The sequence below is a fragment of the Pantoea latae genome (assembly GCF_002077695.1).
Lineage (GTDB): Bacteria > Pseudomonadota > Gammaproteobacteria > Enterobacterales > Enterobacteriaceae > Pantoea > Pantoea latae.
This window is the reverse complement of the sequence record NZ_MWUE01000023.1, coordinates 118,023-130,094: the sequence shown is the minus strand read 5'-3', so window position 1 is coordinate 130,094 and position 12,072 is coordinate 118,023. Positions and strand designations below refer to the sequence as shown.

General features: G+C 59.1%; 10 protein-coding genes and 1 riboswitch. Of the genes, 2 read left to right on the top strand and 8 right to left on the bottom strand.

The window, feature by feature from the left end; all coding sequences use genetic code 11:
* Window positions 1–352: 352 nt before the first annotated feature.
* Window positions 353–1,204, bottom strand: a complete 852-nt coding sequence (gene murI, locus B2J69_RS15865; RefSeq protein WP_081140615.1) for a glutamate racemase — start codon at window positions 1,202–1,204, stop codon at window positions 353–355.
* A complete protein-coding gene (gene btuB, locus B2J69_RS15860) occupies window positions 1,149–3,029 on the bottom strand; it encodes a TonB-dependent vitamin B12 receptor BtuB (protein ID WP_081140614.1) in 1,881 nt (626 codons plus the stop codon). The genes murI and btuB overlap by 56 nt, the downstream gene beginning before the upstream one ends.
* A gap of 70 nt (window positions 3,030–3,099) precedes the next feature.
* Window positions 3,100–3,279, bottom strand: a riboswitch (cobalamin riboswitch).
* 111 nt (window positions 3,280–3,390) lie between these two features.
* Here btuB and trmA point away from each other — a divergent pair.
* The gene (gene trmA / locus B2J69_RS15855) at window positions 3,391–4,503 is read left to right on the top strand and encodes a tRNA (uridine(54)-C5)-methyltransferase TrmA (protein WP_081140613.1); all 1,113 of its coding nucleotides are present in this window, start codon (window positions 3,391–3,393) and stop codon (window positions 4,501–4,503) included.
* Window positions 4,504–4,670: 167 nt separating this feature from the next.
* Here trmA and B2J69_RS15850 read toward each other — a convergent pair whose 3' ends face one another.
* Together B2J69_RS15850 and fabR are read right to left on the bottom strand one after the other, a co-directional pair.
* A complete protein-coding gene (locus B2J69_RS15850) occupies window positions 4,671–5,027 on the bottom strand; it encodes a YijD family membrane protein (RefSeq protein WP_081140612.1) in 357 nt (118 codons plus the stop codon).
* Between the two features lie 17 nt (window positions 5,028–5,044).
* The gene (gene fabR, locus B2J69_RS15845; RefSeq protein ID WP_081140611.1) at window positions 5,045–5,689 is read right to left on the bottom strand and encodes an HTH-type transcriptional repressor FabR; all 645 of its coding nucleotides are present in this window, start codon (window positions 5,687–5,689) and stop codon (window positions 5,045–5,047) included.
* Window positions 5,690–5,882: 193 nt separating this feature from the next.
* Here fabR and sthA point away from each other — a divergent pair, with 193 nt between their 5' ends.
* Entirely contained in the window at window positions 5,883–7,283 is a 1,401-nt protein-coding gene (sthA, locus tag B2J69_RS15840) for a Si-specific NAD(P)(+) transhydrogenase (protein ID WP_033755573.1), read from the top strand.
* On the opposite strand, the gene oxyR is transcribed toward sthA, so the two are convergent.
* The 4 genes from oxyR to argB all read right to left on the bottom strand — a co-directional run bounded on the left by oxyR (window position 7,266) and on the right by argB (window position 12,057).
* Window positions 7,266–8,183, bottom strand: coding sequence for a DNA-binding transcriptional regulator OxyR (gene oxyR / locus B2J69_RS15835; RefSeq protein ID WP_081140610.1), 918 nt, complete (start codon window positions 8,181–8,183; stop codon window positions 7,266–7,268). The genes sthA and oxyR overlap by 18 nt on opposite strands.
* Before the next feature lie 394 nt (window positions 8,184–8,577).
* On the bottom strand, window positions 8,578–9,951 hold the full coding sequence (argH, locus tag B2J69_RS15825; protein ID WP_081140608.1) for an argininosuccinate lyase: 1,374 nt from the start codon (window positions 9,949–9,951) through the stop codon (window positions 8,578–8,580).
* 88 nt (window positions 9,952–10,039) lie between these two features.
* Window positions 10,040–11,257: an argininosuccinate synthase gene (locus B2J69_RS15820; RefSeq protein ID WP_033755567.1), complete on the bottom strand. Its 1,218-nt coding sequence runs from the start codon at window positions 11,255–11,257 to the stop codon at window positions 10,040–10,042.
* A 23-nt stretch (window positions 11,258–11,280) separates the two neighbouring features.
* On the bottom strand, window positions 11,281–12,057 hold the full coding sequence (gene argB / locus B2J69_RS15815; protein ID WP_081140607.1) for an acetylglutamate kinase: 777 nt from the start codon (window positions 12,055–12,057) through the stop codon (window positions 11,281–11,283).
* Between the last annotated feature and the right edge of the window lie 15 nt (window positions 12,058–12,072).

The following is a 12,072-nucleotide window of genomic DNA, read 5'->3' as shown; positions in this document are numbered from 1 at the left end:
AACGTCATAATGAATGTCATTATGTGTCCACTCGTGAGGCTTGATATTTTTTAAGCCCGGAGGCTTTTGATATCTGCTCTCGAGTGCCCACACAGATTGTCTGATAAATTGTTAAAGAGCATGCCGCGATTATTCAGCGGCGCGGGCTGCGTATATTACGCTTTCCGCTTTATCAGTCAAGCATTTATTTTTGCTTTCCTGACGATTCGAACCTTGTCGAACCTTACTTAACACCGCATTCCGTAAGCCGTTGTGCCGTGTCAGTGGAGGCGCATTATAGGGAGTTCTTTCTGGCTGACAAGGGCTAATTTCAAATTAATTTCTGAGTGTCGATTTTTTCAGCAAAACCACCCTAAACTGCCACTTTTTCCAGCGACGGGAAGCCATAACGCCTTAAAACCGGTGATAATTGCAGCGCTTCGCCGTTCAGCTCGGTGCAAAAGGCGCAGTTCGCCTGCGAAGATTGCGCGGCTGGCGCCTCATGCTCCAGCAGCCAGGCCGTTCGCCGCGCGATCGCCGCGCCCGAATCAATCAAACGCGTTCCCTCAGGCAGCACCTGCTGTAGTTCTTCGCGCAGTAAAGGAAAGTGCGTGCAGCCCAGCACCACGGTATCCGGCGGCTCGGCCATGCGCAGCCAGGGCTGGACGATACGACGCACATCCTGCAACGCCACAGGCTGGCCGTGCAGCTTCTCTTCCGCCAGCTCCACCAGCTCCGCCGAGCCCAGCATCGCGATCTGGCAAGAAGTAGCGAACTGCGCCACCAGCTCATGGGTATAGGGACGGCGCACCGTCGCCCGCGTCGCCAGCAGCCCGACCATGCCGTTGCGCGTTAGCCTTGCCGCCGGCTTTATGGCGGGCACCACGCCCACTACGGGAAAATCAAAGCGCGCGCGCAGCGCCGGCAAGGAGACGGTGCTGGCGGTGTTACAGGCGATAATGCAAAGCGAGAGCGGATGACGGGTGGCAATCGCACCGACGATATCGACGACGCGCTCGACAATATACGCTTCGCTCTTTTCGCCGTACGGGAAGCCTGCGTTATCGAAAGCGTAGAGATAATGCAGGTCCGGCAGCAGCTGCCGAACCTCATCATAGACAGAGAGCCCACCGACGCCGGAGTCAAACACCAGCACGGTGGGACGCAGATCAGAAGCGGTAGCTGGCGCTGAGGTAATACTCCGTTCCCGGAGTTCGATAGCCATACACTGTCTCGTAGTCTTTATCAAACAGGTTGGCAATTCTACCACGAACCGTCAGCTGAGATGTGACCGGATACGACACCGCGAGATCCCACAGACTCACGCCGCCCAGTTTCACGCGGCGGGTGGGATAGCTGTTGTAGTCATTATCGAAGCGGTCGCCGAGATAGTGATACGTCACCGACCAGTCGAGGTTATAAATCGTCCAGTCGAGCTGGTACTTAACCTGCTGTTTCGCGCGGCGCACCAGCTGCTCGTCGGTTTCGCCGTCGCGCGCGTCGACATAGTCATAAGAGATCTGATGGCCCAGCGGGCCGGTCTCGAACGACGCGGTCGCCTCGACGCCTTTAATACGCGCCTTACTGATGTTGTAGTAGCGATAGGTCACCGGATCGCTATCAATCAGGTTGCTGATGTCGTTGCGATAACCAGAAAGCCGCCAGCTCACCGCTCCGGTCAGCCCTTCAACTCCCCCTTCCCACTGCTTGCTCTTTTCCGGATCAAGGTCAGGATTGCCGTAGCCCGGGCTGTAGACCTGGGAGAGATTCGGCGCCTTAAACGCGGTGCCATAGGAGGCGAAGAGGCGATAGCCCGATATGAACTCCCATGCGGCGGCGGTCTGCCAGGTGTTGTGCCAGCCGAACTGGTTATTGTCATCGCCGCGCAGCGCGCCTTCCAGCGTCACGCTGCCAAACTGCTGCTGCCCGGTGAGATAGAGGCCGGTGTTGCGCTGCTCATAACTCTCCGCCAGATAGTTAGTGCCAGGTTCGGTGGTCTCTTTCTGCCAGTCGACGCCGCCGCTGATGGCGCCCTGGCCGACCTGCACGGTGTTGCCCCACTGCAGGTTGTACTGGGTGACGTCGTCAAAAGTGGACGCGGCGCCATAGCGGCCGTTGCGCGGATCGTAGTTGATATCTTTGGTGCGGCTGTAGCTGGCGATCAGCTGCGTCGAGTAGATGTCGCGGTTGAAGCGCAGGCCGGTGTCCCAGGTCTGGCTATAGAGCTGACGCGTGTCCGCAAGGCCGACAATATTAGTGTAGCTGTCATCATAGCTGTAAGAGCCGTCATAGGCGGTGCGGTTGTCAAAGCCGTAGCCGCGCACAAATCCGCTCAGCTCATCGCTGAACTGGTGCTCGAGATTGCCATAGAGGGTTTTACTCATAAACCCGTCTCTGTCGCCCTGCGCCGGACCATAGGCGTTGGGATAGCCGGCGCCGACGTCGAAGCCGCGGTTATAGGTGTAGTTGCCGGCCAGCGTCAGTTTTGTGGCGTCGCCCAGCTGCTGCTGCGTTGAGCCATCATATGACTGATAGCCTTTCGAGCCGACGCCGGCGGTGAGCGTGGTGCCGGGCTGCGCGCGGCCGGTAATGATATTCACCACGCCGCCGATAGCGTCCGATCCGTAAACCGCCGAGCGCGCGCCGCGGATATATTCGATGCGCTGCACTAGCGACAGCGGGATCTGGCTAAGGTCGGACGAACCCGAGATGCCCGCCTGGTTGAGGCGAATGCCGTCAATCAGGATCAGCACGTGGCTGGAATTGGTGCCGCGAATAAACAGCGAGCTGCTCTGCCCGAGGCCGCCGTTCTGCGCCACATCGACGCCAGGCAGCCGTCGCATCACGTCAGTCAGGCTTTTCGCCTGCCAGCGGTCAATTTCAGCGCGCGTCACCACGGTGGTGGGTGCCAGCACCGACGAAACCGGCTGGGCGAAGCGGTTGGCGGTTACGATTTGCGTATCATCATTATCCTGAGCGAAACCAGGTTGCGCCCAGAGAGCAAGCGCCGTTGCGCTAAACGCGCACAGCGAAGCGGAGTATTTTTTCATTTTTATGAGCATCCAAAAGACCAAGCAGGATGCCGCAGGCATACGATCGATAGCACGCGATGACCGTACGAGTTGCGACGTCACACCGGCAGGTCTTCGGGCTGGGAACCATAGGTGGCGAAGACTTCCCATCCGGCTGGACAGTGTCTGCAAGGCGATCGCCACGACATTCCTTACCGCTGCGCGTCAGCTCCAGATTCGCACTGGATTCCCTTTTAACTCAGGCTGAGGCCGGCGCAGGCAGTCTACAGGAGTGATAATGGAAGTCCAGACAGCTATACCGCCCGATGCGCGCAGGACTGGACAACGCCAGGTGAATGCCTACAATCGCCCGCAAGTTTGCTATTAACCAGGATCGATCATGACACCCGAACATCTCCCGACCGAACAGTACGACGCGCAACTGGCCGAGAAAGTCAGCCGTTTACAGACGATGATGACGCCGTTCGCCGCACCTGAAGCGGAGGTGTTTCGCTCGCCGGTCAGCCACTACCGGATGCGCGCGGAGTTTCGTCTCTGGCACGATGGCGACGATCTCTACCACATCATCTTCGATCAGGCGACGCGCGAACGCATTCGCGTCGATCGCTTTTCCGCCGCCAGCGAGCTGATTAACGCGCTAATGCCGAAAATGATCGCCGGGATCCGCGACAACCGCGCGCTGCGCCACAAGCTGTTTCAGATCGACTACCTCTCAACCATGAGCAACGAGATCGTGATCTCGCTGCTCTACCACCGCAAGCTGGAAACGGACTGGGTTGAGGCGGCGAGCGCGCTGCGTGACGCGCTGCGGGCTGAAGGCTATGCGGTGCAGCTGATTGGCCGCGCCACCAAAACCAAAATCTGTCTCGACCAGGATTTTATCGACGAGCGTCTGCCGGTGGCGGGCCGCGAGATGATCTACCGTCAGGTTGAGAACAGCTTTACCCAGCCTAACGCGGCGATGAACATTCAGATGCTGGAGTGGGCGCTGGACGTCACCACCGGGTCGCGCGGCGATCTGCTGGAACTTTACTGCGGCAACGGCAACTTTTCGCTGGCGCTGGCGCGCAATTTCCGCCGCGTGCTGGCGACCGAAATCGCCAAGCCGTCGGTGGCGGCGGCGCAGTTCAATATCGACGCCAACCAGATCGATAACGTGCAGATTATCCGCATGGCGGCGGAAGAGTTTACCCAGGCGATGAACGGCGTGCGCAGCTTTAACCGCTTACAGGGTATCGATCTGAAGAGCTATGAGTGCGAAACCATTTTCGTCGATCCGCCGCGCAGCGGGCTGGATGAAGAGACGGTGAAGATGGTGCAGGCCTATCCGCGCATCCTTTATATTTCCTGCAATCCCGACACGCTGTGCGACAACCTGCGGACGCTGGCGCAGACGCATCAGATTTCGCGCCTGGCGCTGTTCGATCAGTTCCCCTATACGCACCATATGGAGTGCGGCGTCTGGCTGACGCGCAAGCAAGCCGCAGAATAACTTAAAACGCAGGTGGTGTGGACGGAAGAGCAAAGCGTCCCGCGCCAGGGAAGGCGCGGGCCGAGCGAGCATGGATGCGTTAAGCGACTTTGCGATCCGTCCACACCACCTGCGTCGGCACGATCAGCCCTGGCAAAACGGGAACCTCAGGTTCCCGTTTTTGTTTGTCAGTCGTTGTTCTTACGACGCTTCATCTTCACGCCGATCCAGAACACCAGCGCCACCATCAGCAGCGTCGGAATAAAGTTAGAGCCGATATCGGGATATTCGGCGCGCACCAGCGCGCTATACACCAGAATGCCCAGCAGGAAAAAGGCCGCCGCCAGACCCGGCATGCCGTCCGGCATATTGCGGTTCAGATAGCGCTGGTGCAGGCTCCAGACCGCCAGACCCAGGGCGATAATGGGAAAGATAGAAAAAGGAACAAAGGCGCTAAACAGCACGGAAAATGAGCCGTTAATCGCTAAACCAGTAATAAAAGCCAGCAGCAGCGTGCCTTTATCGCGGGAAGTCGGTTGTGTCATGGCATTATCCTTATCGTTTACTCTTCGGGTTTTTCCAGGGTGACCGCCAGACGTTCCTGCTCGCGGCGATACCAGTAATAAGCGCCTTTGGCGATCATGCGCAGCTGCAGCACCAGGCGATCCTCCAGCCTGCGGCGCTGCTCAATATCCACATCCAGCGCCTCCGCGCCTGCGCTAAAAACAATGGTCACCATCGCTTCCGCCTGCGCCTCGGTAAAGCTGCGCGGCATGCGATTTTCGACCTCAAGGTAATCCGCCAGTTCGGCGATAAAGTGTTGGATCTCACGCGCTACGGCGGCGCGAAACGCGGCGGAGGTGCCGGAACGCTCGCGCAGCAGCAGCCGAAACGCGTTAGGATTGTTGCCGATGAACTCCATAAAGGTAGAGACCGAGGTTTTGATAATGCTGCCGCCCTTGGCGATGCGCTGACGCGCCTGGCGCATCAGCTGGCGCAGCATCAAACCGCTCTCGTCGACCATGGTCAAACCAAGCTCATCAACATCTTTAAAATGACGATAAAAAGAGGTGGGCGCGATACCGGCCTCCCTGGCCACCTCACGCAAACTTAAACTGGCGAAACTGCGCTCGGCGCTGAGCTGGCTAAATGCCGCTTCGATCAGCGTACGTCTTGTACGTTCTTTTTGTTGCGCTCTGACGCCCATTCTCTCTGCCTTGTGACAAGTTAGAGGGGCACTATAACAAACTTTTCAGCGTACAAGAGGCCAAAGTTTGTGACTGCCTGTGAACCTCACGCTTTGTCAAACCGTGGGGAATTTCGCTGTTAGAATTCAGATGTGCGCGGCGAGATGTTAGAATCTCGTTGTAAAAATGTATAGAAACATAGGACGTACTGGTATGCAAAAGTCTTACGATTACGATGCCATCGTGATTGGCTCCGGTCCTGGAGGTGAAGGTGCAGCCATGGGCCTGGTGAAGCAGGGAGCGCGCATCGCAGTGATCGAACGCTACCATAACATCGGCGGCGGTTGTACCCACTGGGGCACCATTCCCTCCAAGGCGCTTCGCCATGCAGTCAGTCGCATTATTGAATTCAACCAGAACCCGCTTTACAGCGACCACACGCGCCTGCTGCGCTCCTCGTTCGCCGATATCCTCAACCACACGGAAAACGTTATCAGCCAGCAGACCGCGATGCGTCAGGGCTTCTACGAGCGCAACCGCTGCGAACTGTTTCAGGGTAACGCCCACTTTATCGATGCCAACACCATTGAAGTTGAACACTACGACGGCACGCGCGAGCGCCTGACGGCGGAAAAATTCGTTATCGCCTGCGGATCGCGTCCCTATCATCCGGCCGACGTCGACTTTACCCATCCGCGCATCTACGACTCCGACTCTATCCTTAATCTGCACCACGAGCCGGGCCACGTCATTATCTACGGCGCGGGCGTCATCGGCTGCGAGTATGCGTCGATTTTCCGCGGGCTGAACGTCAAGGTCGATCTGATCAACACCCGTGACCGCCTGCTGGCGTTTCTCGATCAGGAGATGTCCGACTCGCTCTCTTACCACTTCTGGAACAGCGGCGTGGTTATCCGCCACAACGAAGAGTTTGAGAAAATCGAAGGCGTGGAAGATGGCGTGATTATGCACCTGAAGTCGGGCAAAAAGGTGAAAGCGGACTGCCTGCTCTACGCCAACGGCCGAACCGGCAACACCGACTCGCTGGCGCTGGAAAATGTCGGGCTGGAGGCGGACGGACGCGGTTTGCTGAAGGTCAACAGCATGTATCAGACCGCGCAGCCGCACATCTATGCGGTAGGCGACGTGATTGGCTACCCAAGCCTGGCCTCAGCCGCCTACGATCAGGGGCGCATCGCCGCGCAGGCGATTATCAAAGGAGAAGCCAGCGCGCATCTGGTAGAGGATATCCCGACCGGTATTTATACCATTCCGGAAATCAGCTCTGTCGGCAAAACCGAGCAGCAGCTGACGGCGATGAAGGTGCCTTACGAAGTGGGCCGCGCGCAGTTTAAGCATCTGGCGCGCGCGCAGATTGTCGGCATGAACGTCGGCAGCCTGAAAATTCTGTTCCACCGCGAAACCAAAGAGATCCTGGGTATTCACTGCTTTGGCGAACGCGCGGCGGAGATCATTCACATCGGCCAGGCGATTATGGAGCAGAAAAACGGCGGTAACACCATCGAGTACTTCGTGAATACCACCTTTAACTATCCCACCATGGCCGAAGCCTATCGCGTGGCCGCGCTGAATGGCTTAAACCGCCTGTTTTAAGGTGGTGTTGAGATAGCCCTGCATGTGCGTGCGAATCGCTTCTGCCAGCTGCTCATAGCGGCTGCGCAGAGGCGAACCGGGACGATAAACCAGCGCGATGGTGCGCTGCGGCACAGGCTTATAGCACGGCAGATAGCACACGCCGTCGCGCACGCGTTCCTGCGGCACTGCCAGCGCGGGCAGCAGCGTGATGCCACTTCCGGCCGCGACCATATTGCGCAGCGTCTCCAGACTGGTGGCGCGGAAATGGGTATCTTCGTCAGCGCCCGCTTCAAAGCAGAAGCCCATCGCCTGATCGCGCAGACAGTGGCCATCCTCCAGCATTAACAGCTTTTCGCCCGCCAGATCGGACATCGGGACGCGATCGCGATCGTGCCACGGGTGATCCTGATAGATCGCCAGCTTCATCGGCTCGTCGAACAGCGGCACCTCGATAAAGGCTTCGCTCTCTTTTACCAGCGCCAGAATCGCACAGTCGAGCTTGCCGCTGTCGAGCTGCGCCAGCAGCTGCTGCGTCTGTGCCTCGTGCAGATACATCTCCAGCTTGGGAAAGGTCTTATGCAGCATCGGAATGATTTGCGGCAGCAGATAGGGGCCGGTGGTGGGGATCAGCCCGATATGCAGCGGGCCGGACATCGCTTCGCCCTGCTGGCTCGCCATCTCTTTTAAGACTTTAACTTCCCGCAGCACGGTGCGCGCCTGATCGACCAGCAGCATGCCCGCCTGGGTGAACAACACTTTACGGCTGGTCCGCTCTAGCAGCATCACGCCCAGCTCATCTTCCAGCTTGCGGATTTGTCCGCTTAGCGTCGGCTGGCTGACGTGGCACGCATCCGCCGCGCGGCGGAAGTGGCGATGCTCGGCAAGCGAAACCAGGTATTCAAGATCGCGAATGTTCATTGTTATCCTCCAGACCACGATAGCCCGTGGCGATAGATAGGATAGCAATGAACGATTAGCCCTATCAAGCAATGATCAGAATAATGCACGCATCAAATTCAGGCGATTTGCTCTTACGTAGAAAATAGGCTGGTAACTCAGGAAGCTAAGCCCGTTGCGCGGGAGGAATTTCAGCGCCGCCAGAGCGATCGCTAAGCAGTCGGTCTCGCCGTTTATCCGGCCATTCTGCAGCAAAGCGAAACAGACGCTGATGAGCACCTGCTGGTCAGCGTAAAAGAATCACTGTGTCAGCCGGGAGCGCTGATCCTTTGATGATGTGCCTATAAAAATAGAATGAAATTCCGAAGCTAGAGGTTAGCGGGCAACTGTTGCCCGCCTTTTTTTTGCCTGCTGATCAGGCGAGACGCTTTTTCGCTTCGGTGATGGCAAACGCCACCTGCTGCGGCGCGACGCCGCCTTTGGCGTTACGTTTGTCGAGACAGGACTGCAGCGCCAGCACCGCATAGACATCTTCCTCGATCGCCGCGCTGAACGCCTTGAGCTGCGCCAGCGACAGCGCCTCGAGCGCCACGCCCTGCCTGATCGCCTCGACCACCGCTTCGCCCACGATATGGTGCGCTTCGCGGAAAGGCACGCCCTTCGCCACCAGATAGTCGGCCAGCTCGGTGGAGTTGGCGTAGCCCTGCTCCGCCGCTTCCTGACAGCGCGGACGCTTCACCTGAATGCCATCCAGCACCAGCGCCGACATATGCAGGCAGTCCAGCCAGGTGTCGAGCGCGTCGAACAGCCCCTCTTTGTCTTCCTGCATATCTTTGTTGTAGGCAAGCGGCAGCCCTTTCAGCGTCATCATCATGCCGGTCAGCGCGCCCTGCACGCGGCCACATTTGCCGCGGATCAGCTCCAGCGCGTCCGGGTTTTTCTTCTGCGGCATCAGCGACGAACCGGAGGTGACCTTGTCGGACAGCTCAACGAAGCCCGCTTCGCCGGTGTTGAAGAAGATCAAATCTTCCGCAAAGCGCGACAGGTGCACCATGCCGATAGAGGCGTCGGCCAGCAGCTCCAGCACGTGATCGCGATCGGAGACGGTGTCGAGGCTGTTGCGCGTGGCGGAGGCGAAGCCCAGCCAGCCAGCCAGCTGCTCGCGGTCGATGGCGTAGGCGGTGCCCGCCAGCGCGCCGCAGCCAAGTGGGCTGACGTCGAGGCGCTTCAGCGTGTCCTGCAGGCGGCTTTCGTCGCGCGCCAGCATTTCCACATAGGCCAGGCACCAGTGGGCGAAGGTCACCGGCTGCGCGCGCTGCAGATGGGTGTAGCCCGGCATCACCGCGTCCTGATTCGCCTCGGCGGTCGCCACCAGCGCCTGCTGCAGCTCACGCGTGGCGCCCAGCAGCGCCTCGACCTGCGCTTTGCACCAGAGTTTCAAATCGGTCGCCACCTGGTCGTTACGGCTGCGGCCGGTGTGCAGCTTTTTGCCCAGCGCGCCGACTTTCTCGATCAGCTGGCCTTCGACCCAGCTGTGAATATCTTCGGCGTCGCTCTGCAGGATCTGCTCGGGATCGGCCTGCACCTCGGCCAGCAGCGCATTGAGCGCCTGCTCCAGCTGTTGCTGCTCTTCGCTGCTCAGCACATTGACCGTCACCAGCGCTTTGGACCAGGCGATGGAGCCGACAATATCCTGCTCCGCCAGACGATAGTCGAAGCGCAGCGAATCGTTGAACTGTTTGAAACGTTGGTCTGCTGCCTGGGTAAAACGTCCGCCCCAAAGTGCCATGTGAAACTCCTTACAATCCTTAAACAGGAGGCGGCCCGAAGCCGCCTCTGCGAAATCTGGTTGGGCGAGGCGCGCGCCTCGCCGACGCTTACTTTTTCTGCTCGTTCAAGGCGCGAATGCGCGAAGAGAGCGAGAACAGACGGATAAAGCCGCCTGCGTGACGGTGATCGTAGACCTCGTCTTCGCCGAAGGTGGCGAACTCTTCCGAGTAGAGGCTGTTGGCGGAGCGCTTCTCAATCGCCGTCGCCTGACCTTTATAGAGCTGCAGCACCACTTCGCCGTTCACCTCTTCGGCCAGCGACTCGGCCGCCGCCTGGATAGACTTACGCAGCGGCGCAAACCAGCGGCCGTCGTACACCACGTAGGACATCTCATGGCCCAGCTGCTCGCGCCATTTAAAGCTGTCGCGATCCAGCACCAGCTGTTCGACCGCGCGCAGCGCATTCACCATAATGGTGCCGCCAGGGGTTTCGTAGCAGCCGCGCGACTTGATGCCGACCAGACGGTTTTCCACGATGTCGATACGGCCCACGCCGTGCTTCGCGCCAATGGCGTTAAGCGCTTCCAGACACTGGAACGGGCTCAGCCTTTCGCCGTTCACGGCAACCACGCGGCCTTTCTCCACGGTAACGGTGACGTTTTCCGGCTGATCCGGCGCCTCCAGCGGATCCACGGTCCATACCCAGCAATCTTTGTTCGGCGCATTAGCGGGGCTTTCCAGCACGCCGCCTTCGGTGGAGATATGCCAGGCGTTCTCATCGCGGCTGTAGATTTTTTCCAGCGACGCGGTGGTGGGAATATTGCGCTCTTTCAGATAGTCGAGCAGCGCTTCACGCGAACGCAGGTTCCATTCGCGCCACGGCGCCACCACTTTCAGCTGCGGCGCCAGCGCGGTGTAGGTGGTTTCGAAACGCACCTGGTCGTTGCCCTTGCCGGTCGCGCCGTGACACAGCGCGTCCGCGCCCACTTTCAGCGCCAGTTCGACCTGCGCTTTGGCGATAATCGGACGTGCCATTGAGGTGCCCAGCAGATAGGTGCCTTCATAGAGCGCGCCGGTCTGCAGCACCGGGTAAACGTAGTCGCTGATAAACTCTTCACGCAGATCGACCACGTGGCATTCAGAGGCGCCGGACTGCAGCGCTTTCTTCTCCACGCCTTCCAGATCGCTACGCTCCTGGCCGATATCCGCCACGAACGCCACTACTTCACAGCCGCCGTAGTTCTCTTTCAGCCACGGAATAATGGCGGACGTATCCAGACCGCCAGAGTAAGCCAGTACGATTTTTTTGATATTTTGCGTGCTCATGTCGTCATCCTAAATCTAAGTCGTTAAGCGAGGATCCGGGTGCCGATCGACACGCCGTTAAACAGGTCGGGCAGTTGCTCCGCGTGGCGCCAGCTGGCGATATCCACCGGGCGGCCCAGCGTGCGCGCCGCGTCGAGCGCCGCGTGCACTTTTACAATCATGCCATCAGTAATGATGCCTTGCGCGATCAGCTGCTCCGCTTTGGCGGCGGTCATCTCGGCGATGCGCTGGCCCTTGCCGTCAAGGATGCCGCTCACGTCGGAGAGCAGCACCAGATCGGCACCCAGCGTGGCCGCCAGCGCGGTCGCCGCCTGGTCGGCGTTGACGTTCATCAGCTTGCCGTCGTCGGTGATGCCGATAGAGCTGACCACCGGCATATAGCCTGCCGCCAGCAGCGTATTGAGCAGCGCCGGATCGCCCGGCTCGGCGTGGCCGACATGTCCCAGCTCTTCATCGAACTGCGCCACCTTAACCAGATCCGCGTCGCCCAGGCTCAGGCCAACCGCTTTAATGCTATATTTTTTCGCCCAGGCGAGCAGCGTTTTGTTGGCGGTGCCCGCCAGCGCGCCGGTAATAATGTCGATCTGATCGGCTGGCGTGACGCGCAGGCCATTTTTCTTCTTCACCGGCAGCGCCAGCTTCTTCATCAGCTCGTCGACCACGCAGCCGCCGCCGTGAACGATCATCAGCGGACGCTGATGCGCGCTGCGCCAGGCCACCAGCGCGTCAAACAGCCGGGCCAGCGCCTCTTCGCTATCGAGCAGCACGCCGCCCAGTTTGATAATTAATGGAGTAGTCATGTCCGTTCTCGTCCG